This window comes from Pseudomonas tolaasii NCPPB 2192 (assembly GCF_002813445.1).
Classification (GTDB): Bacteria; Pseudomonadota; Gammaproteobacteria; order Pseudomonadales; family Pseudomonadaceae; genus Aquipseudomonas; species Aquipseudomonas tolaasii.
Genome location: NZ_PHHD01000001.1, coordinates 6,607,228 through 6,629,472 on the forward strand (window position 1 = coordinate 6,607,228; position 22,245 = coordinate 6,629,472).

The window sequence follows — 22,245 nt, forward strand, 5'->3', positions numbered from 1 at the left end:
CACACGGCTAGGTGTTGTAGCACTCCTATGGAAAGCCCCAGTAGGCCTAGTAATGCGCAATTTCGACCTCGATCTATGGCTTGAATCGCAGCTCCGGCTAGAAGGTAGGTGTACGCTCGTCTAGAGGTCTCAGCTCCCCCTGTTAATTAACTCGAAAGATCCCCATGACTAATCAATGGCTGCAGCACATTCTCCACCAAGTGATCGAATCCGTAGAGCGAGCGGGTGTTTTATTGGCACAGGAATGTGTACGTCCAGGTGGACGGAGAGGATCAGGAGATAAAGCAGAGATTGATGTCGAGATTGAGATCCTGCTCCGGGCCGAACTGCTGGCCCTCGTGGATTGCGATTGGTGGGGCGAGGAAACAGGCCATATTCTTACTGGATATCCATTCTGTTGGGTGGTCGACCCTAACGATGGCACCATCGATTTTTTGAGGCGCCTCGCAGGCTCTGCCATATCCGTCGGCTTGCTCCATGACGGCAAGCCTATCCTTGGAGTGGTGCACGCCCCTGTTACGCCTTCGGGAGTTTCTGACTGCATTGCCTGGGCAAAGGGTATGGATCATCTGCTCAGAAATAACAATCGCATCGTCGTCGACCTCTCTGATCAAAAACTTTCCGAGACGTCCACCGTGATGGTTAGCGCTGCAGCTGCTGACAAGCCCGATATCAATAACCAGCTGTGCGCGCCGGCAGAGTTTTACGCCATGCCATCCATTGCATATCGGCTCGCTAAAGTTGCCGCAGGAGACGGGGTTTGTGGTATCTCGCTTTACCCTGTCAGCGCTCACGATGTCGTGGCTGGTCATGCGCTGTTGAGTGGTGCCAAGGGGGTGCTGATTGGGGAGGATGGGACTCCAATTCAATATACGACTGAGGCCACCATGGCGAAGGTATCTGGACGTGTATTCGGTGGAGCACCAGATGCCTGTAGCGAGCTGAATAAACGGGACTGGAATAGGGTGTTTGAGTAATGCTGACTGCATGCAAAATTCAGTCAGACGGCTTATTCCTGCAGACCGGCGTTTGGCACGCCCTTCGGGCCAGCTGTCGTGAATCAAGCCAGCCATTTTCAATGGCTATCTTGCCCCTCCGGGCTTCCATCTTCGTGCCTGCGCGCTCCGCTTGCCTGACGTGACAGTCCAGTAACACATCAGTCCCAGCTGCAGCATTTGGGCAAACATGTATTTCTTCAAAAAACATCGCTTCAGGCTCAAGGTTTTCCGAAACCAACCGTTTGTGATGGGTAAGTACCCTTTTTGAGCGACGGCTTTGACCCTCTCTACACATGACTTCGCACAGCGCCTGAACCGGGCCTTATCGTTCCCCTTCACGATTTTCGGCAACCGCCAGCGGCGCACATGGGTGCGGCTGATCGGCTACATCGAATCCTCAGCTTGCACATCCAAATTCAACAAAGCGGCAGCCTATGCCGAGGGCTATGCACATGCATTGGCCGATAGCGGCCAGATCGATATCTCCATGGATCGAGATCTTCTGATCATTGCAACGATGGATGCATGGCGTTGCGCCCGTACTTACCCGAATACTTCGACCAACCTGAGCTACCCAGGAAAACCATGACTTCCTTTTTTAAACGCTACGCCGACGGCGGAATATCAGACAGGCGCATCTATATGCCGCAGCGTGTTCTGCCCACGACCGTCAGTCATTGTCCCCTCGAGGTCTTGGTCGGCCATTGGGAAAAGTATCTGTTAGACCCCTCCTCCGTTCGTGAGCAGTTTCCGTGGGCGGCGCGATTCGTTATGGGCATGCCCGTTCCATCGTGGGCGCGTGGGTTGGAGTGGAACCTCGGTCAGAAGTCTCGCTTCATCTCTGCAGTATGGTCGGACGGGGATCTGGGGAGTGAATCGCCCCGGGTTTCCTAGACACCTCTTTGCCTTAAACTGAGGCCAATTAGGAGGTGCCATGAGCAACCCGCGTTACCCCGAAGAATTCAAAATACAAGCGGTCAATCAAGTGACCGAAAAGAAGCTGCCTGTCGCTGATGTGGCGGCCCGTCTCGGCGTGTCGACGCACAGCCTCTATGCCTGGATAAAGCGCTACAGCAAACCTCAAGAAGAACGGCAGCAAGACGATGATCAGCACGCTGAATTGCGTCGTCTGCGAGCCGAACTAAAGCGTGTTACTGAAGAGCGAGACATCTTAAAAAAGGCCGCCGCGTACTTTGCCAAGGAGTGCGGTTGAAGTACGCCTTTATCAAGCAGCGAGCCGGCGACTATTCCATTCGACGGCTTTGCCTGACGCTGAAAGTCCATCCCAGCGGCTATTACGCCTGGTTGTCTGAGCCGCAATCTGCGCGCGCTAAAGACGACCAGCGACTGCTGGGTTTGATCAAGCATTCCTGGCTGGAGAGCGGCGGCGTTTATGGCTATCGCAAAATCCATGACGATCTGCGCGAGGTCGGTGAAGTTTGCGGGCGCCATCGTGTGGCAAGGCTGATGCGTCTTGAAGGGCTGCGCTCTCAGACAGGTTATCGACGCCGCCCTGGAAAGTACGGCGGTAAGCCAGCGGTCGCCTCACCCAATTTGCTGAAGCGCCAGTTCGATGTCGTAGAACCCAACAAGGTTTGGGTCACCGACATCACCTACATTCGTACGTATGAAGGCTGGTTGTATTTGGCGGTGGTGCTGGATCTGTTTTCTCGTCAGGTCGTTGGCTGGTCAATGAAGGCGCAGATGACCAGTGATTTGGCTATTGATGCGTTGTTGATGGCGGTTTGGAGGCGTAAACCGAAGCAAGAGGTGATGGTTCATTCCGACCAGGGCAGCCAGTACAGCAGCTCCGATTTGCGCAGTTTTTTGAAGGCAAACAATTTGGTTGCAAGCATGAGTCGTCGAGGCAACTGTCATGACAACGCCGTGGCCGAGAGCTTTTTCCAGCTTCTGAAACGAGAACGGATCAAGCGGAAAATTTACACCAGACGGGAAGATGCTCGTAGCGATGTGTTCGATTACATCGAAATGTTCTACAACTCAAAACGTCGACATGGTTTCAACAATCAGCTGTCACCGGTAGAGTTTGAAAAGCGTCACGCAATGAGCTTGCAAGGTGTCTAGAGAACCCGGGGCGATTCAAACGCTACGGGTGGGAAACGAATTTGAGGGAAGAATGATCGAGTTGATTCACGAGGTTGATACGTTGAGTTCGTTGCTTGCTGAGCAGGAGGCTATGAAAGCTGCAAGGAAAAAGTATAAGTATGTGGAGGTGGTATCGGTCAAATCGATGTAGGAGCGCTGGTTAGATGGGGGGTCATGCGCTTACCCTAATCACCCGCTGTACCGCTTGCGGGGGATGTCCTGGCCCTACTGACTATCTCCTCACCTCTGCGTAGTGCCTTGCGGGAGAATACTAATGCATGCGATCGAGTTAGTGATGGCTTTCCGCCTCGATGCCAGCTAGATTTGGAGCTTTCTACGATCTAGGATAGATATGAAAGAGCTCATCGCAATATTGGGGATGTGTTTCGCACTTGGCGGTTGCGCTACGTCGAACTACACAGCAGGCCGAGACTTTCCTTCGGCCAGTGTAGCGAGCATTACCAAGGGTAAAACAACTATTTCAGAACTGAAGTCGTTATTCGGCGAGCCTTACGCCAAGAGCGCAGTCAGCGAGACTGACGAGAAGTGGATATACACCTACACCTACGGCTCAGCCCATGCTCAGAACTACGTGGTGACTATGAAGGTGACGACCACTGGCACACAGAAAACGCTCGACGTCCTGATCCGCAATGACGTGGTCATCAACTACACGTTCAGCGAAGGCCCTGTGCCGGGCACTACCACTGCGACTAACTGAGACCTATAACTGCCGTTGGCTGGACGGTTGAACCCGCAATTCGATCCAAGCACAAGGGGGCTGTTGATGTCATTACGCCGCAGCAAACTGTCAGCGGCGATTATGAGATTGATTCAGCCAGCGCGGTTAATGGCCAGACGCCTAACTAAAATATGTGCTGACGCAGATGCTGATTCAAATAGCAAATAAGATTTGAATGTCTGCTACCCCGTCAGTAGGCAACTGCCTTTGCCATCTAGAGTGGCCAAGGCAGATGACTCTACTGTGTTGCACGCTATGCCGATCCGCAGCAACACATATCCGCGTCGAAGTGGAAATCTCTTATTTTTTTACGGGACAGTTTCTAGCGTCGTGGTTTCTGCCGTTGCAGATGCTGCAGCGGCGAGCTTCTGGGCAAGTTTGCGCATTATGCCCACTCTTACTGCAAACTGAGCAGCGATTGACATTTGGACAATTTCTCAGAGTGTGGTTACCCGCACCACAAGCACTACAAGACATAGCTTTTCCCCATTAAACAGTTTGTATTAAGCAAGCTCAAATTAATTCTTTGCCATTATGATTCGTTGAATCGACTCTTGATCATAACCTCGATTTTTGAGCTCGTTATTAGCTGCGCCAGCTTTCAAAGGGGAGGAACTACGCTCTTTCTTCAAAACCGCAAGGAGTTCATCATCAGCAAGGGTTGGCATTAACTCTTTATATTCCCGAGACCGATCCCCAGCGGCTTTTACCTCTTTCACAGCGTAGGCGCCGGCCTTCAACGCGAGTCCGCCAGCCTTATCCCAAAACCCCATAACCATCTCCCTGTTGAAAAAATCCGAACTGGAACCCCAGCTCCTGTAGCTCAATGTTACTAGAGTGATGGCACTTTGACTACGCAACGGAGCTTGTACAAGCCGTACCCCTAGCAGGTCAACAAAAGATGACACGCACTGGCGAGCCGCGTCGCGCCTGCGTTCAGCTCGACGGGCGAAGCTGCCTGAATCCGCATTTACAACTTCACCAGGATCCGACCGGGATTGAGAGAAGATCGGACATCTTCTCTCAGGTACACTCCGCTTTTTTTGAGACTGTGGGATTGGGATGACAATGGAATGGCGAGCATCCGCTTGGGGACGGCTGCTGACGAAATCCGTGACGTGGCGCCTATGGGTCGAAGATGGATATCTTTTGCTGAAGCTGCGTGATGCCACTGTGAAAATACTCCCCCACAGCCTCGCAAGCATGGAGATCAATCGGGGGGTGCTGTGGACGGACTTAACATTCTTCCAAGACCGCGAGTATCACTTAGATGGTTTGCCCAACTCCAAAGAGCCCTCACTGACCCAGGAAATGGGGAGACTGCTTCAGGTAGCCAGGTGCAGCCAATTTGACAGCTGCTATTCATCCATAAAAATCTGGTTGGATAAGGTCGCGTTGACCATTGCCAATGCAGATTCACAGTACCACTGGCTGACCTACGAAAAGCAAGAAGCTCTCATTAATGCAAAACCGACTCTTAATATTGACGACGAGACATTGACCAAGCTTTTCCGGACTGCCGATGTTCAATCTTCTCTCGGCGAACGTTCCGTCGCAGTCCGTCAGGATCTAGACGCCTGGATGTGTGATTGGAAAGAATTGTGGGCTGCACGAAATAACGCACACATGCTGAGGGAGTTGGATGGATGTAAGGAGCTGTTCGCGAACGTCGAAAGCAAGCCTCTTACGGATGAACAATCAAGAGCGGTCATATGCTTTGACAATCGAGTCCAAGTCATCGCATCCGCAGGTTCGGGCAAAACCTCGACCATGGTTGCCAAGGCAGTTTATGCCCTGCACCGCGAGCTAGTTCCGCCCAAGTCGATTGTCATGCTTGCCTTTAACAAGGATGCAGCCGGCGAGTTGAAGGCGCGGGTCGCCGCGTCACTGAATCGGCTTGGCATCGAAGACGTGGAAATAGAGGCAAAGACTTTCCATGCGCTGGGACTTTCCATAATTGCTGAAGCCACAGGCCGTAAGCCTCATGTCCCGAATTGGGCAGTGGAAAGCCAGCTGGGACTTCAGAAGCTCCTGAGCATAGTCGACGACCTGAAAGATCAGTCCGAATTGTTCAGGACACATTGGGATATGTTCCGCTTGGTGCTAGGGCGCGATGTACCTGCGGCAGGTGAGGAGCAGTCGTTTGAGGCATGGGACAAAGAGGGCCAAGGCCGGCTCGTGTCACTCAACGGCGAGCTTGTTGCAAGCCAAGAAGAGCGAATAATCGCTAACTGGCTGTTCTACAACGGTGTCGAATACCAGTATGAGCGTTGTTACGAGCACGACACCGCCACGACGATGCACCGTCAATATTTCCCCGATTTTTATTACCCTGCAATCAATCTCTACCACGAACATTTCGCTATAGATGCTCAGGGTAACCCTCCCGAGCATTTCAAAGACTATTCGCAAGGTGTGGTCTGGAAGCGCGACACACACAAACGTTTGGGCACGGCCCTAATCGAGACGACCTCTCACCAACTACAGGTCGGGGAGATTTTCGATCATCTATCTAAGGAATTAACCGCTCGCGGTATCGAACTAGATCCCAACCCAGATCGACCAATTCCCGCGAAGGGTACGCTACCGATGGAGCATGTCGACTTGATCAAGTTGCTTCGCATGTTCATCACGCATTTCAAAAGTAATAGCCTGAGTATGGAGCAGGTGTCAGCTCGCATTCTGGATTTACCATCAGGATCATTCAAATATCGATTCGAAGCGTTCCTTGAGCTTGCCGGCCCTGTCATCGACGGATGGAACACGGCTCTAGCCCAAGAGCGGGGAGTCGATTTCGAAGATATGATAAACATGGCGGCTGAACGGCTGGAGCAAGGACATCCGTCCCCATATAGCCTTGTAATGGCCGATGAATATCAGGATGCCTCGAGAGCCAGAGCTCGCCTATGCCGCGCCCTAGTCGAGGAACCCGGTCGCCATTTGTTTGCTGTAGGAGACGATTGGCAATCGATCAACCGGTTTGCCGGAGCGGATATCTCCGTAATGACAGGCTTCCAAGACTGGTTCGGTCACGGCCAAATCTACCGTTTAGCCACTACATTTCGGTGTCCGCAAGAGATATGTGATGTGTCTAGCCGATTCGTCTCAACGAATCCAGCTCAGTTGGAGAAGACAGTTAAGTCGGTAACCCCTGCTATTGGCCCGGCGCTCCAAGCGTTCCAGGTTCTCGACAGAAACCAGATCCAAGATGCCATTAATCAGTATCTAAAAAACCTATATAACAAACTGATTGTGGGAGAGGTACCTGCGGGCAAAAGTGGCAAGGTGAGTGTTTTCATTCTGGGGCGCTATAAAAACGATCGGCAGTACGTTCCAGATAGCTGGGAGTATCATTTCGGCGACCGGATCGAGCTTAAATTTAAAACGATCCATACCTCAAAAGGTGACGAGGCAGAATATGTTTTGCTCCCTGGTATGGTGGCTCGCGGTTTCCCGAATTTGAAAAGCGACGACTCAGTGCTTGAACTGGTAATGCCAGCCGGCGACACATACCCCCACAGCGAAGAGCGCCGCCTGTTCTATGTGGCTCTGACTCGGGCTCGCCGATCAGTGGCGATGTTCACTGTGATGGGAAAAAACTCGCCGTTTCTGGATGAAATGGTTAAGGGGGGAGCCATCAAGGTCACCAGTATTCGCGGCGAGCCCATCCATGAAGACAGATGCCCTCTATGCAAACGAGGAGTGGTCGTCTCTAAGGAAGGCCCATATGGCCAATTCCGCTCATGTTCTAGCTATCCAATGTGTAATTTCAAACCTAAGCAACAGCGGAGAACCGCAATGCGGGGTACCGGGACTAAGGACAGGGGCCCCTGGTGATCCATTTTCTTGGGGCTAGCACCGTGCATCTCAGTTTTTTTGAAGTTGCTCCATCTCACGCGCTATTCATGAGATTTCTCCGATTCGTGCACCTATCCCCCTCCGCTAACCACGTCGCCCCCAAGCTCGTGCGCGACAAACGCTCTCTCGATAGCTGCGGAATAGTCAGCCATAGCTCACGATATACCTAAGGCTGAAGCTATTCCAGGGAGAGGAATGGCGTTTTTATCGTATTTTACGATTGCGAACTGCTCAAGACGTCAAAACTCACCACCTTGTACCGGTCGCCCTGCACTCTTGAGCACCGATGGTACGCGGTATAATTTGGAGGATTCGGTGCTGATCACTCCATGTCGGAGGCGTCATTCAGGTAGGGAGGATATCCGCAGTTGTTACTCCGGCGGAAAGGTTCTCTGATGCGATGTGCTGAATCGATTTTGCGCGGTACTCCTGCCAATTACCCGTGGATCCAATCGACGTCTGCAAACGCAGGTAGCGTCGCAAAAGTACCTATATAAGTGCGTGCAGGATGGAAAATACGTACTGCTCTTTGCAGGTCATAGTGACGTAAACAACAGCGGCCGACTGAGAGGCCAGACACCAACCACGCGAAAATCGAAAAAATGGGGAGCGACTGATTTCAGATCATTAGTGAAAATGTTAAATATCTTCTCCCCAAAAAATCGTAGTGTGCTTGCTGTGCGTTTAAGCAATGAAGTCCAAAGCGCACAGAGCTAATTTTTTAGAGGAAACTAAGACAGATACTTCTTATAAATAGCAAGCGGGGCTTGAATCTTTTTATCCCGCCAATCCATAAAATTATTTCCGCCTTCATATACACCGTCATTAAATTCGTCGAAAGCAATTTTGAAAAAATTCTCGCTTTTATCACCTAGAGTCAGTGTTGCTAAAAGACATTGTTTGGTAGATTCTTCCGCGACTTCTTCGCCGTAAAATACGCTAAAAATTAGCTCAAGAGCGTTGGGGTCATATTTCTGATTCTGAGACTGCAAAAAAGCATCATAAAAACCTAAGATATACCCAGCAAGCCATTGATCAATCTCAAACTTCCCACTAGAAGAACTATGAAGAATTGGCGGAATTTTACCGCCAGACATTGTAATAAGAGAAAATTGTTCCTGAATCAAAGAGCATATGAAAACTACGCCATCAGTCCCCTCTGAAGTAATTGGATAACGCTTTTCTTCTTTTTCAACTTTATTTCTCTTGAATATATCAAAAAAACTCATTAACTATAGACCAAAGTTTTAAATCATTTAAATTAGTAGCTATAACGCTGTAAAAACTTGTCAGTACAGATTTGGGGTTACCCCCTTTAAGGACGCAAGCATAAATACACCGACTAATCGAGCTTCGAAAGCCCCCAATTCACACGCATCAATTCCGCTCACGACTTAAGGAAGCGCCGCTTCAAACCACCCATTTATAAGCTGGATAGGAGTCTTCTTTCATCGAACCAACCTCCAACCCCTTATTTAGGCTAGGCTTAAAACACCAAACTCCTCAGCCAAAGCATTAAACCTCTCACCATTCCGAGTGCTTCCTGCATTCGACTAGAAAAATAGAGTGAATGCCACGTCGGGAATAGAAGCCTAGAGAACTTAGCTTTTTAGCTAATTAGCAATGCGCCCTCAGATGATGCTCTGCCGGCATGTCCAAGCGTGTGCCCCCGCGAAGCTATTTATTTTCGATTTATGCGTATAACTCAGACCTTTATAATTCTCTTTCAAGGGTACTACTCAGAAAGCAGCGATTCCGCTAAAGATACCAGCATATGCGAACACAAACACCGCTTGCTCACAAAACAAAAATACGATATATCGATATGTAATGGAATGTGTTGAGTGAGATAATCACGCTTTTCTGTTACAAAACCCATCGAAACCGGCAGCCTCAATAAAATTCGTGGTGTTAATATTTTATAGAGTAGTAAACTGCCTCGTCTATGGACTCCGCCTATCTGAAGTTCAAAGAACATAGCCTAGCTATGAGCGTAAAAGCTGAGAACGATGAGATTAGAGACACTTGATCTCCGCTCGCATCAAGGCTTGACCCGCGCATAGATTCATCTGGGTTTTCTTATAGATGAGTTGACATCAAATAGATCAGCACTTTGTGCTGGAGTCATGGCGGAAGTCGGTCGATATCGCCAGCGTGTCAGTTACTCATGATGGGGCAATGCGGCGAGGTTGAAGTGAGGCAGATCTGCATGGCAAAAATAGATACGGCTGATTAGTCATGCTAGCTGCAAGCTACCAAAGTGCTTCGATTATGGTGATAACGAGACGTCCCTGGATATATTCGCAGGACTTTTAGCTAGGGGGTTAGCTAGGCTTCGCGTCGATGTCATGGGGAGCCATGGAGGGCTTAGAGTTCAGTGAGTGCCTAGTAAACCTCCTGTTCGACGACGACGTCGAGTAGAAATCATATTCTGTAAATTTTAGCTAAGCTTGATCTTCGCCATTCGAAGGTTGGCGACCATTGCAAGCGCACTTCATGCGCCTACCAGCCAATTCAACGCAGCGGATACCATTCGTATCCCCGACTCAAGATGACCCGTCTATTGGCCACACAGCTAAAGTCCAGCTTGCGAAATGTCATGATATAGGTAACTGTCCCCCTTCGAAGCATGGCTCACTGCCACCACCTACGTTTTGCCGAATGTCACTCCTTCCAGAATGCCGCCCCCCCCTCGCTCTTGAGCCCTAGAATAAGCGACGGTGGTACTACAAGGAGGTATTCGCCAATGAATAACGGCATATGGATTTAAAATTGATCTCGTTTCTCAAAAGCTTTTTCTCAAAATTCAAGATGCTTTTCTCAAGCCCCCCGGTAGAGGCGGCTGAAGGGTATTTCCCGACAATCGATCCGGACAAGATAAAGGCCGAGCTTAGGATCGTGGAGCAAGCGCGTGCACAGGGTGCTGTCGGAGTTCCTGATGCCCTTGATACGCGCCTTACCGAAACAGAGCACCAAATCGTGGGGACTGTAGGCAGCCTTCGCGCAGCAACGTTTAAAAGTGGTCAGGGTTGGCTGAAGGTCATTCAACAGCGACTGGATTCTATTGACCTGACGCAGCAACGTAATCGCACAATTCAACTTGGCGAAGAGTTCGAGAGAAAGGCCGACTCCATACTCTCCAAACGTGATGGAGAACTTCAGGATTTACTCCGTAACGCCAAAGCTACCAAGGCAGAGCTGGACGCATTTCGAGTAGAAAACCGACGCTCTGAAGCAGCACCGAAGATGCTTGAGTGGAATGGCTACGCGGTAAAGGTGGCCATCCTTGCTGGCTGCTGCATGCTTGAGTCTGTGATCAATGCCAGTTTTTTTGCCAGCGGCATGGTAGGAGGGTTGCTGGCAGGTGTGACAATGGCGCTTTGTCTTGCCCTCATAAATATCCTTGGTGCTTTCTTCATTGGCCGGCTGACTACCAACATCAATCATGTTCAGCCTACCAGGAGGCTCGTCGGGTATTTACTTCTCCTGTTCGCAGTGCTTTGGACGTGCGCAATTGGCGGCCTGGTAGCGTATTGCAGGTTCGTGATGCCCCAGATACAAGACGAGACGGTAGGCGACCTTCATCTTATATGGCAGAACATCTCTACGTTAGCCAACCCTTTTGACAGCCTTGAAAGCATCGCACTTTTCATTGTCACCGTTGTTTTCGGCCTCATTGCTTTGGTCGACGGGTACAAGTGGTCAGATCCGTATCCCGGCTACTCCAAGATATACAAGCAACACTTTGAGAAATTCCAGGATCTGCTAGGCCTCATTCACGAGCTACAGGCTGAGTTGGAGGAGCTCAAGGAGGAAACCCTCAACGAGATAGAGGTAAATGTAAAAACCGCCAAGGACGCCGTAAACAGATTTCGTTCCAGCATGGGCGAAAAGAGCGTAGCTAAGAAAAAGGTAACCCAACATCTTATTCTTGCGGATAACACTATGCGAGCACTGACTCAGGCATATCGCTACGAGAACCAAATGGTTAGACCTGTGGACAAGCCTCGCCCGGCCTACTTTAACGATGAGCTCGTACTCGATTTCGAACCTTTCCCCGATTTCGGGATTGAAAAGGATGAGGCACGGTTGGCCGTACAAGGAGAGCTTTTACAGGAAATGCTCTCAATTTTGGAGCCAACCCGAAAGAAAGTGCAGTCAGCTTTCACCCAGAAATTTGATCAACTTAAGCCCTTGCAAGGCCAGATTTAAAGGCTAGCTATGTCACTCTACAAAAAACGTAAAAAGTCTTCATCCGTCGTAGGTGTTTTAGCGATCATCGCGATCGTGCTTATATTCGGTGTGGCCGGCTATGTGGGATACCTTGACCTCTCTAAAGACACGACTGACAAAGTATCCATGTGTCCGTCCAGCGGGGCCAAGGGTGAGTACGTGGTGCTCATTGACAACACCTCACCGTTCCCCTTTACCCAACAGGCTGCGTTGAAAAATCGTTTACAGAACATGGTTATGCGCGAAGTACCAGAGGGCGCCATGGTAACGATTTTTCTGCTAGGCGAAGACTTCAAGCATAACAGCGAACCTATGTTTGAGAAGTGCAATCCAGGTCAATGGAACGATAAAAACAAGTACATGAGCACTCAGAAATTCGTAGAGAAAGACTTCAACGAGAAATTCGCAAAACCCATGGCTGAAGTTGTGCGCAACATCCCATTGGACGTTCGTGCTAAATCGTCTCCAATTTTTGAAATGCTACAACTTGCTAGCATGCGTGGGTTTAACCATAAATACGCCAATGGCGACAAGCACTTGATCATCTACTCGGATATGGCTGCCAATACGAGTGAGTTCTCGATGTATAAAAATAGCCAGCTGAATTTCAAAGATTTCTCAAAAACCGAGTACGGACAAAAAACCATAGCTCCAGATCTAGCGGGCGCACTCGTGACTATCAACATGATGGCAACAGAGCCAACAGTGACTCCTTATGGCAAGAGAGCAGAGTTCTGGGCCCAATACTTCTCCGCAAACAAGGCATCACTCGATCACGTGAATCCAATGGAGGGGTTGTAAATGAAGGGGCAGCACGTAGTTCATCAAGTGAAAGCTTGGTTCATGATCGCCCTGATAATTAAAGTAGCCTGCGCATTTATCAGCTACAAGCTGAGCGACGCTCTTTGGTCTGGCTTTTGGATACCCGTCGCGGTGATGGCAAGCTACTGTTTTATTGGCTACCGCGTTAGGGAGCGCTATGACACTAGGCTTACTATCGCTAAATTTGCTGACTCAGCTTACTACCTCGGTTTCCTCTTTACCGTAGGAAGCATCATTGTTTGCCTTGCAGATATTCAAAGCATAGGCGAAAACCTTTCTAATATGGCTGGTCGCTTTTCTGCCGCAATGGTGAGCACGGCCATCGGTATGGTAGTACGTACCTATCTTGTAGGCTTCAGACCTGATCAGGATGACGCGGTAACGGCTGTTGAAGAACGAGCCATTAGTGCGTCAGAAAGATTAATACTCATGTTCGACGACACCTACTCCAAGCTCGAGATGTTCCGTGATGAGGTCGTCGGGACGACCAAAGAAACCATGACAGCCGCTAAACAGCAGATCGAAGAACTTTCTAAGCATAGTATGAATGCCATGGACGCGTATTTTGCAAATGCAACCCAGCGTAGCAATGATACATTTGACGCTATGCTGAAGGACGCGAAAACCGCTAGCGGTGACTTGTTGTCGACTATAAACGGCTTGGCAGACAAGAGCGAGCAAACCCTTGAGCGTATGGAGTCACACGCGCTGGACTTTGGCAACCTCGCACAGAGACGGCTCGAACAAACCCTTTTTCCGGATGACCTTTTCGCTAACAAGCTCAAACCGTCCATTGATACACTTGCCCAAACAAGCGACGGAGTTAACTCAAGCATCTCCGAACTTGCTGAGGACGTAAAGGCTGCTGCTCGTTCGGTAGGTACTGCCATTCGCGGTCTCAATACTAAGACTCAGGCATTAGAGGATACAGCCGGTGCGGTTGGTAGCATCGTTGAGAGTCAAGGGCGACTATTAGATGCTATGAACAGTCAAAGTAGTGGTCTCGTGGAAGGAATAGAACGCGTCCAAAAAGAATTCCTCGACACCCTGGACGACTACCAAAAAGAATTCCAACAGGTGCTTATATCCAACCGCGAAGTCATCGAAAAAGTCGTGGATCGTTTGCAGACTTTGAATGAAAAAATTGATAGTGACGACACGACCGCGCGTCTCATCCAAGATATCGACGAAGCATTTAAAGCTTCGGATCAAAGCAACATCCGCGCTAATGAAGCATTATCCGAATCGATTAATTCAACCTTAATGCCTCTTATACAAGCAGTGGCCGGCAGCAATGAAACTCATAAGGCCCTCGCTACCCAGTTGGAGCACGGCAACCGCACCATTGATGCAGCTCATGCGCAGCTCAATGAACTGCTCGGCAAAATTGATGGCATCAACCAAATAGAAATTCGCCTGCCAGCGGTCACAGAGTCGGTGCTGAGTCCATCTGCGGAGCCTATGGCAACCTCGATAGTTGAGCCAGCAGCGTTTGATGCGAGACCGGCCTGATGAGTCAGAAAAACGATCAGGTATTCAACCTGTCGATTACCGAGATCTGGATGGTGTTGGCCTTTATCCTGCTGTTGCTAACTGGCTGGCAAGTTTGGAAGCTGACGAACGACAGAGACAGCCTAGAGCAAAAAATCTCTAGCTATCAAGATATTTATGACCGGGAGAAAGAGCTCAAACAAGCAAGAGAAGATCTCAAATCCAAGCTAGCTCAAATGGGTATAAAGAATCCTGACGAAGTTATCAGCAAGCTCGTAGACGCTTCTAAGGCTCGTGAAGAGTCAGATCGCCTAAAAGTCCTTGTAACGCAAAAGGATGAGCAGATGGCCTCGCTTGCTGCTATTGATAAGGCCCTTGAAGATGCCGGCAGTAAAGACAAAGGAAAAGATGCGAAACGCCTCATCCTTGAAACTCTGATGTCATTTGATCAACTTAAGAAACTGGTTGTAGAACCAGGAAAAGATGTGCAACCCACCGAGGTCGTAAAGCGGGTTGCAGAGCTTAAGGCAATAGAGAAATCAATTAAGGATGCCACCCACACGGAAGGCGATCTGAGTCCAGATCAAATCCAAAAAATTGCTAAGGATGCCCAAGCTTATGCGGATGCAGATAAACTTGGTCTAAACCCCTTAGCCCTAAAAAAGATCAATAGCGATCTAAAAGGGCAGGTACAGTTTCTTCAAAACAAACTCAATCGAGGAAAGGGGGGCGACTTTCCTCCATGCTGGGCTGACAGCGCTGGTAAGCCGGAGATGTTCCTTACGGTCTTCACGAAGGACGATCATCTGACGTTCGAGCCAGCTTGGCCTCCGCAACGTCTTGCAGACGCACAAGCTCTGCCCGGCTTCGTAAATCTGATGGCTAATACTACTCGTGGATACGATGACTTTTTACGTGCAACCCAGGCCATAAAGGCATTAGGGGAAAAGAACGAGTGCAGGTATTTTGTCCGTTTGACAGGTCAAATCCAGAGCGCGCCGTTGTCGGACAAACGCCGGATACAGATCGAATCAAACTTTTATAAAATAGAAACTAAGCGATGGTAAAAAACCACTCGGTCAAACAGTAGTCCATGCGGTACATATATCAGTATTTTGAGGGGGAGCACTTGATGGTACGGAAGCAAAAAAGCAGTCCAGGCATGTCGAGCGCGGCGCTCTTGATACTTATACTGGCCGTGACCATCGTAGCTGCCCCATCTCATCTGCGGCTCACGGTTGCATTTTTGGCCGGAATCGCTGGCCTCATCTGGCTGATTAAAAAGTCTTTCACCGCGTCACCGACCGACCCTCTTCGCCTGAAAACGAAGATCCTAGCCGACTTAAAAGGTCAGACCACCTCCTTGTCCAATCACGAGCAAAAATCTGAAATCAGTCTTGGTGTGATCAATGGAGACCGTGCCCACTCAGATTTTCATACGATCAGGGTGAGCTCGCCTGAGCAGCAGTTCACGATTCCCAAGCCTAAAAAATTTACCCCGAAAGAGCGATGGATTGGAAAAGAGGAAACCATCAATGTCGGTGGTCAAAATCTTACGGTTGGCATGGTCTATTTTGCTGAGAAAGCAGGTCGCACATTCGACCAAGAGCCCTCGCTGATTGACGGGCAACTGCCTGTGCAACCTACGCATGTGGATCTCACAGAAAAGCTCACTGGCTACTGGCCGAGTTACAGCGGCATTTCTCCTGCAGCACGGCGTGGGTACCTACAGTGGTTGTCCGAGGGACGCTGTGCACCCGGTGCGGATATAGGGTATGTGTTCATATTTTTTTACGGCCTCGAGCGTCGGGTCGTCGTTGATTCAATTACAGATGAGGACGCGCGCTCGGAACTCCCGACGATTATTGCGGAGATTGAGCGCCTCAAAACCCTCTATTGGGACAACTCGTCGTTTAGAAACTACGCGTCGAATCTGCTGAACCACATACAACTCATGGATGTGGAACCGCAGATGTACTTGAACGCACCGCCTCGATTTGAGTCGAGTGGCTTGGAGCTACCGATTGCGCTACGACTGGCATTAGGTCAAATGGCGCTGGACAAGCATCCCCTGAACGCGGCGTGGGCAATGGCATGGGTACAGTCAGACCCTAACATCAGTCGCCGCACTGCCGTGAGCAGATGTGCGGTTCAATTTGAGCAACTGTTCGTGGCGCAATATTCAGCCCGTTATCCAAACGGCCTTTTGCTTACCCAAAATAAGACTCTGCTCAAAATCGTGTATCGCTCTGCCTCCTCCCGCTTGATCACACCCGACATGGCGTTGGGTGATATACCCGATGTTTCCGCTACGTCGGCAACGCGTAACAAGCTGCAGGCTATAGTGGATGAGTGCACGATAGTCCTCGACCCATACAGCAGATACCTAGGTCGTAATCCTGAAGGCGCCTCAAATCTGGAAGGTATTCTGCAACTGCCCGTGGCCCTATGGCCGGCAACGGCAAAGGATGTGATCGCTGAACTGGAACTCCAGGTCGGCGATGAGCAACAGGTCATTACTCTCGGGGATCTTGCAGGGCGCTTTGGATCTCCAGGAGCTTTGCCTCGTGGAACAATCGTAGCCTTAGCGAGAGCTCTCGAGTCTTTGAATATCGGCTTTGAGCCAGACGTACTATCCGGTAGCCGTACTCCCAAAGATTCGGACACGATCGTATTGTTCGCGACGGGTGACCATGACGGAAGCTTGCGGACAAGTTCGGACTATCACGCTGCTGTGGTAACACTGGATTTGGCAAGCGCGGTTGCGGCCGCAGATGGTGAAAGCTCGAGCGAGGAGATGACCCAGCTAGGGCGGCATATCGACTCCTGGAGTCATCTTTGCATATCTCATCGAAAACGGCTCAAAGCCCACCTGCAAATCCAAATTCTGCAGCCGCCTACACTGGCGAGCCTAAAGAAAAAGTTAAGTCCTCTGAATGCCGATGCAAAACGCACCATAGCTGGGTTCCTAGCTCATCTCGCTCAAGCTGATGGAAACGTTTCGCCGCAGGAAGTCCGGCTGCTGGAACGCGTGTATAAGACACTTGAGCTAGATCCGCAGTTGCTATACGCAGATTTACACGGTGCGGCCATCAACCCTTCTAGAAAATCTTCCACTGCGTCCGCACCTGGTGCTGAGCCTAGTGCCAACGAGGCAGGTGGCACGTTGAGCAGTAATGACGCCTCCCAAGGCTTCAATTTGGACATGAACAAAATTGCGCAGCTCCAACGCGAGACGGCAGTGGTTTCAGCGTTGCTGGCAGATGTATTCAGTGATGAATCTCCAGAACCTTCTATCGTGGAAGACGAGATCCGGGATCAGCCAACTGACCATGCGGCGACAGTACATGGGCTCGACCCTGACCACTCAGCGTTTTTACGAATGATCGTGTCACGCCGCGAATGGAGCCGCCAGGAGCTGGAAGATGTAGCCACCGATATGGAGCTCATGCTGGATGGCGCTCTTGAGCAAATCAACGACATGGCATTTGAACGGTTCGACATGCCAGTCTCTGAGGGGGATGACCCCATCGAGATCAACCCAGATATCTTGGAAGAATTAGCCTTATGAGCACGATACGCCCCAAAGATCGCGACGCGGTCATCCAGTCATTGCGAGCCGGTGTAGTCCCTCGTGCGGGCCAACATCTCATTCAGGTCGGTCGAGCGGGTGAACTCGACGCCCTTCTGAAAGATATCGATCGACTCGCGGACGGCGGTTCCGCCTTCAGGGTCGTTGTAGGTGAATATGGTGCGGGGAAAACCTTCTTCCTCAATCTTGTCAGAGGCATTGCGATGGAGCGAAAGCTGGTCACAATGCACGCTGATTTGAACCCAGATCGCCGCCTTCATGCGTCGGGAGGGCAAGCACGCTCCCTGTATGCAGAGCTTGCTAAAAACATGTCCACCCGGACGAAGCCGGATGGCGGCGCGCTGCAAGGTATTGTTGAGAAATTCATTTCCCAAGCCAAATCAGAAGCCAAAACTCGAGGTGTCGAGAGCGAAGTCGTTATTCGAGAATTCTTGGCCGATCTCACTGAGATGGTGAACGGCTACGATTTCGCTGACGTAATTGCCAAATACTGCCAAGGGTTTGAACAAGGCAACGAGCAGTTGAAGGCAGATGCTATTCGATGGCTGCGAGGCGAGTTCACTACAAAGACAGATGCTCGTGCGGCGCTTGGTGTCCGAACCATCATTGATGACGCATCAATCTACGATCAGTTGAAGTTACTGTCGCGGTTTGTGCGACTCGCAGGGTTTGGCGGTCTGATGATTTGCTTGGACGAGTTGGTGAACCTGTACAAGCTTGCGAATACCCAGGCGCGCAACGCCAACTACGAGCAAATCTTGCGGATTCTTAATGACTCCTTGCAAGGTTCGACTGAGGGCCTTGGTTTTGTCCTTGGCGGTACACCAGAGTTTTTGATGGATACGCGTCGCGGCCTTTACAGCTACCCTGCCTTACAATCTCGGCTTGCTGAAAACACATTTGCGAAATCTGGGTTGATCGACCTGTCGGGGCCAGTAATCCGCCTGAGCAGCCTGACTCCGGAAGATTTCTACGTACTGCTTCAAAAGCTACGTAACGTCTATGCCTACGGAGATCCAGACAGGTATCTGATGCCGGATGAGGCAATCCCTGCATTTATGGCGCACTGTAACCAACGATTGGGGGAGGCCTATTTCCGGACTCCACGCACTACGATTACCGCCTTTATCAATCTGCTCGCTGTACTGGAGCAGAATCCCGGAGCGGACTGGCGTGCATTGGTAGGCGCCGTTCAGATTGCCCAAGACGATGGTGGTAAGCAGGATCTAAGCATTGAGGCGGACGATGAGCTCACAAGTTTCAAACTCTGAATCCTCGTCTTTCGAGCGCCTGCATCCCGCAGTTCAACAATGGGTCTGGGCTCAAGGATGGACAGCATTGCGGGACGCCCAGGAACGGGCAATTTCCGAGTTGGTCGATGCTGATCGGGATGTAATCATCGCCGCCTCAACAGCTGCGGGTAAAACTGAGGCCGCGTTCCTGCCCATCCTCACAAATCTTATGAATCACCCCGACCCTGCTGGAGCTGTACTCTATATCAGCCCGCTGAAGGCACTCATCAACGATCAATGGGACAGACTGAGTCGATTGTGTGAGCAATTGGATCTCCCTGTTGTGGCATGGCACGGCGATGTGTCAGCAAGCAAAAAACACAAGTTTCTCAAGTCTCCCAAAGGCGTCTTGCTGATCACGCCGGAGTCATTAGAGGCGCTGTTTGTCAACAGAGGCTCCAGCCTAGTAGGACTGTTCCAGAACCTGCGATACATGGTGGTCGACGAGCTGCATGCTTTCATTGGCAGCGAGCGTGGCAAGCAGCTCCAGTCATTGATGCAGCGTGTAGAGCTTGTAGCGGGGAGAACCCTGCCTAGGGTCGGTTTGTCCGCCACGCTGGGAGACATGTCGCTAGCGAGTGAGTTTCTCAGGCCTGGGCACCCTCAACGAGTTCAGGTGGTTGAATCGAAATCATCTGGTCAGAATCTTCAGGTGCAAGTGCGCGGGTACATGATGCCGCCCATGCAAAAGCTCCGACAGGTAGAACTACCAGCCGCCGACAGCGACCAAGACGTCGATGGAGACGAAGACGAATCTGGCTCCAGGCATGCCATCGCGGCGCACATGTACAAAGTGCTGCGCGGCAGCAACAACCTGATATTCCCGAACAGCCGCCAAGAAGTGGAGTGGTACGCAGATCGGTTGCGGCGGCTGTGTGAGATCGGCGGTATGCCCAATGAGTTTCTGCCTCATCACGGCAGCCTTTCGAAAGATCTTCGAGAAGACACGGAGCGCGCGCTCAAAGCAGGTACGCCGCCAGCATCAGCTGTATGCACCACTACCTTGGAGCTGGGGATAGATATCGGCAACATCAAGACAGTCGTCCAGATAGGCTCTCCGCCATCAGTGGCCAGCCTGCGTCAACGTTTAGGTCGGTCAGGTCGCCGGAACGATGAGCCCGCTACGCTTAGAGCGTACTGTCAGGAACGAGAGCTTACAGATCAATCGTTGTTATCAGACCTACTTCGCCAGAACCTCGTCCAAACCATCGCGATGATCAGGCTGCTTGTTGGTAACTGGTTCGAGCCACCAAGAGCTGAGGGTTTACACGCTTCCACACTGGTACAGCAAATCTTGTCAGTGATCGCCCAGCGAGGCGGCGCAAGCGCTGCTCAGCTATGGGGTGGTCTCGTTGAAAGCGGGACATTCAAAAGCATTTCCAAGCCCGACTTCTTTGCTCTACTGAAGGGACTCGGCGAGAAGAAACTGATCATGCAGGACAGCTCAGGTCACCTGCTACCAGGAGAAGTCGGCGAACGACTGATAAACCATTACGAGTTCTATAGCGCCTTCACTAGCGATGAAGAATTCAGGCTTATCCGCGAGGGCAAGCCGCTTGGGTCAATACCTGTCAGTCGGCCTCTGATGAAGGGTCAGCGAATCATCTTTGGTGGCCGGCGTTGGCGGGTACTGGATGTAGATATTGAAAAAAAGGTGATCGTCGTAACAGCCGCTCGGGGCGGTCAGCCACCCCAATTCGACGGGCTCGGTGCGATGGTGCACGATCATGTCCGCGAGGAAATGAGGGCTGTGCTGACCGAGGATACCCCCTGTCCCTTCATTGATAGCAAGGCGCAGGAACTACTCACCGAAGCCCGTAAATCTTTCAGATCTCTCGGGCTGGCAGATGAATTTACCTACGGGTCTGACTCGAAAACTCATTTGCTGACTTGGCGTGGCGACCAAACCAACGACGCTCTGGTGCTCATGTTCAACCATGTAGGACTGTCTTGCGAGAGCTCGGGCCTTGCGTTATCGCTCGGAGGCTCACAAAAAAGTGTCGCTGATGCCCTCGCAAGGATAGCGGAACTGAATCCCGACGACATTGAGGCATTACTGGATGGAGTCGAGAATCTCATAAAGGAGAAGTGGGACTGGGCTCTCCCCCGCTCCCTGCTCATGAAATCCTATGCGTCATCTCAGTTGAATTTCAAAGGTGCGGTAGAGTTTGCAAGGTTGTTTACTACTCGATGGCTGCACGGTGGAAACGCTTTCGAAAGCACTACCGTCCATTAGCACTGAGTTCACGTAGCCGAGGTCGTATCCGCGCTTCAATCCATATTCGTGGTGTGACGGGAGCCATGACTTTAGGGCCAGAGTGTTGAGGCTCGAGAAGAATGGCGGCGGTAGAAATTTCGTCGTTGGAGAAATAGGCTTCGTGAGCGCATCCGTAAGCAACGAGCTGTAGCACCGACTCCCTTATTGACCTACTGGCGAGCCCTCAGTAGCATGCTGACCAAGCGAGTACCTGAATCGCGCGGTCGGCACGCAAAGACTTTGTCACAGGCGAAACACCCTCTCTTTTTTCACGCATTCGACAGTCGTCATTGCGGGCAGCCGACACCGCCATCGACCGGAGTTTGCGCAATGATAGTTCCTATTTTCCCATCTGATCTCGAACGTAACTCAGGCATGAAGAGGGTGGCTCGCTTCCTCCTCAGAACATGGCCAGGCGTGGAACCGATCCCCCATACTCAGTCCCTGGCTATTCTCGCCAGAGGCCTTGGCTATCAAGGTTACTACCACGTCGCAAAGCTAGCCCCTTCTTGGGCTGAAGCACGTCCTGACATCGATATCCACTCGATCGAATGGAACCTATCTCGCGTACTGAGCGAAGAGTTTCAAGCGCCTGGAAACCCTGGCGTCACCATCAACCTAGGCAATCTCCTTGCCTACATCCAAACAATTCCTCTGCATCACCTGACGGTCTTCAAGCGCTTTCCCGAACTGTTGGAGGGGAGGCATTCCTTCCCGCTTCTGCCATACGACAAACAGTCTCCGTTCGGGAGGTTTCAACATAGCCCAGTTGTTCCCCATGAGGCCGACTGGCGGATTTCCGACGACGATGACAGTGAGCGGTTCAAACCATGATGCCGGATGCTAACCAAGTG

At 50.9% G+C, this 22,245-nt stretch carries 15 protein-coding genes; 13 read left to right on the forward strand and 2 right to left on the reverse strand.

Going from position 1 to position 22,245, the window contains the following annotated elements:
• Window positions 1-164 precede the first annotated feature (164 nt).
• The 4 genes from ATI14_RS30225 (at window position 165) to ATI14_RS30250 (ending at window position 3,825) form a co-directional block, all read left to right on the forward strand.
• Window positions 165-977: an inositol monophosphatase family protein gene (locus ATI14_RS30225; protein ID WP_080519914.1), complete on the forward strand. Its 813-nt coding sequence runs from the start codon at window positions 165-167 to the stop codon at window positions 975-977.
• A 298-nt stretch (window positions 978-1,275) separates the two neighbouring features.
• Window positions 1,276-1,587: a hypothetical protein gene (locus tag ATI14_RS30230; RefSeq protein WP_080519913.1), complete on the forward strand. Its 312-nt coding sequence runs from the start codon at window positions 1,276-1,278 to the stop codon at window positions 1,585-1,587.
• 345 nt (window positions 1,588-1,932) lie between these two features.
• A protein-coding gene (locus ATI14_RS30240; RefSeq protein ID WP_086004055.1) for an IS3 family transposase occupies window positions 1,933-3,083 on the forward strand; the annotation gives its coding sequence in 2 pieces (ribosomal slippage) (window positions 1,933-2,167 and window positions 2,167-3,083; 1,152 coding nt in all).
• A gap of 373 nt (window positions 3,084-3,456) precedes the next feature.
• Window positions 3,457-3,825: a hypothetical protein gene (locus ATI14_RS30250; RefSeq protein ID WP_080519910.1), complete on the forward strand. Its 369-nt coding sequence runs from the start codon at window positions 3,457-3,459 to the stop codon at window positions 3,823-3,825.
• Between the two features lie 539 nt (window positions 3,826-4,364).
• On the opposite strand, the gene ATI14_RS30255 is transcribed toward ATI14_RS30250, so the two are convergent.
• Window positions 4,365-4,619, reverse strand: coding sequence for a hypothetical protein (locus ATI14_RS30255; RefSeq protein ID WP_130886757.1), 255 nt, complete (start codon window positions 4,617-4,619; stop codon window positions 4,365-4,367).
• 295 nt (window positions 4,620-4,914) lie between these two features.
• Here ATI14_RS30255 and ATI14_RS30260 point away from each other — a divergent pair, with 295 nt between their 5' ends.
• Complete coding sequence (locus ATI14_RS30260) at window positions 4,915-7,683, forward strand: UvrD-helicase domain-containing protein (RefSeq protein WP_080520763.1); 2,769 nt, start codon at window positions 4,915-4,917, stop codon at window positions 7,681-7,683.
• A 752-nt stretch (window positions 7,684-8,435) separates the two neighbouring features.
• Here the strand turns inward: ATI14_RS30260 and ATI14_RS30265 are convergent.
• Window positions 8,436-8,933 (reverse strand): hypothetical protein, encoded by a 498-nt coding sequence (locus ATI14_RS30265; protein WP_130886756.1) that lies wholly within the window; start codon window positions 8,931-8,933, stop codon window positions 8,436-8,438.
• A 1,531-nt stretch (window positions 8,934-10,464) separates the two neighbouring features.
• Between ATI14_RS30265 and ATI14_RS30270 the strand changes: the two genes are divergently transcribed.
• The 8 genes from ATI14_RS30270 to ATI14_RS30305 all read left to right on the forward strand — a co-directional run bounded on the left by ATI14_RS30270 (window position 10,465) and on the right by ATI14_RS30305 (window position 22,225).
• Window positions 10,465-11,916 (forward strand): hypothetical protein, encoded by a 1,452-nt coding sequence (locus ATI14_RS30270; RefSeq protein ID WP_080519907.1) that lies wholly within the window; start codon window positions 10,465-10,467, stop codon window positions 11,914-11,916.
• Between the two features lie 9 nt (window positions 11,917-11,925).
• Window positions 11,926-12,738 (forward strand): type IV pilin N-terminal domain-containing protein, encoded by an 813-nt coding sequence (locus ATI14_RS30275; RefSeq protein ID WP_080519906.1) that lies wholly within the window; start codon window positions 11,926-11,928, stop codon window positions 12,736-12,738.
• Entirely contained in the window at window positions 12,739-14,271 is a 1,533-nt protein-coding gene (locus ATI14_RS30280; protein WP_080519905.1) for a MotA/TolQ/ExbB proton channel family protein, read from the forward strand.
• A complete protein-coding gene (locus ATI14_RS30285) occupies window positions 14,271-15,317 on the forward strand; it encodes a hypothetical protein (protein WP_080519904.1) in 1,047 nt (348 codons plus the stop codon). The genes ATI14_RS30280 and ATI14_RS30285 overlap by 1 nt, the downstream gene beginning before the upstream one ends.
• Before the next feature lie 65 nt (window positions 15,318-15,382).
• Window positions 15,383-17,821, forward strand: a complete 2,439-nt coding sequence (locus ATI14_RS30290) for a tellurite resistance TerB family protein (RefSeq protein ID WP_080520762.1) — start codon at window positions 15,383-15,385, stop codon at window positions 17,819-17,821.
• The gene (locus ATI14_RS30295; protein ID WP_080519903.1) at window positions 17,818-19,113 is read left to right on the forward strand and encodes an ATP-binding protein; all 1,296 of its coding nucleotides are present in this window, start codon (window positions 17,818-17,820) and stop codon (window positions 19,111-19,113) included. Before ATI14_RS30290 ends, ATI14_RS30295 begins: the two co-directional genes overlap by 4 nt.
• Complete coding sequence (locus tag ATI14_RS30300; protein ID WP_080519902.1) at window positions 19,088-21,370, forward strand: DEAD/DEAH box helicase; 2,283 nt, start codon at window positions 19,088-19,090, stop codon at window positions 21,368-21,370. The genes ATI14_RS30295 and ATI14_RS30300 overlap by 26 nt, the downstream gene beginning before the upstream one ends.
• 351 nt (window positions 21,371-21,721) lie before the next feature.
• Window positions 21,722-22,225 (forward strand): hypothetical protein, encoded by a 504-nt coding sequence (locus ATI14_RS30305; protein ID WP_080519901.1) that lies wholly within the window; start codon window positions 21,722-21,724, stop codon window positions 22,223-22,225.
• Window positions 22,226-22,245: the final 20 nt, after the last annotated feature.

Coding starts and splice junctions, on each gene's coding strand:
- ATI14_RS30225 (WP_080519914.1), top strand. CDS start 165: ATGACTAATCAATGGCTGCAGCACATTCTCCACCAAGTGATCGAATCC.
- ATI14_RS30250 (WP_080519910.1), top strand. CDS start 3,457: ATGAAAGAGCTCATCGCAATATTGGGGATGTGTTTCGCACTTGGCGGT.
- ATI14_RS30255 (WP_130886757.1), bottom strand. CDS start 4,619: ATGGGGTTTTGGGATAAGGCTGGCGGACTCGCGTTGAAGGCCGGCGCC.
- ATI14_RS30260 (WP_080520763.1), top strand. CDS start 4,915: ATGGAATGGCGAGCATCCGCTTGGGGACGGCTGCTGACGAAATCCGTG.
- ATI14_RS30265 (WP_130886756.1), bottom strand. CDS start 8,933: ATGAGTTTTTTTGATATATTCAAGAGAAATAAAGTTGAAAAAGAAGAA.
- ATI14_RS30270 (WP_080519907.1), top strand. CDS start 10,465: ATGGATTTAAAATTGATCTCGTTTCTCAAAAGCTTTTTCTCAAAATTC.
- ATI14_RS30275 (WP_080519906.1), top strand. CDS start 11,926: ATGTCACTCTACAAAAAACGTAAAAAGTCTTCATCCGTCGTAGGTGTT.
- ATI14_RS30280 (WP_080519905.1), top strand. CDS start 12,739: ATGAAGGGGCAGCACGTAGTTCATCAAGTGAAAGCTTGGTTCATGATC.
- ATI14_RS30285 (WP_080519904.1), top strand. CDS start 14,271: ATGAGTCAGAAAAACGATCAGGTATTCAACCTGTCGATTACCGAGATC.
- ATI14_RS30290 (WP_080520762.1), top strand. CDS start 15,383: ATGGTACGGAAGCAAAAAAGCAGTCCAGGCATGTCGAGCGCGGCGCTC.
- ATI14_RS30295 (WP_080519903.1), top strand. CDS start 17,818: ATGAGCACGATACGCCCCAAAGATCGCGACGCGGTCATCCAGTCATTG.
- ATI14_RS30300 (WP_080519902.1), top strand. CDS start 19,088: ATGAGCTCACAAGTTTCAAACTCTGAATCCTCGTCTTTCGAGCGCCTG.
- ATI14_RS30305 (WP_080519901.1), top strand. CDS start 21,722: ATGATAGTTCCTATTTTCCCATCTGATCTCGAACGTAACTCAGGCATG.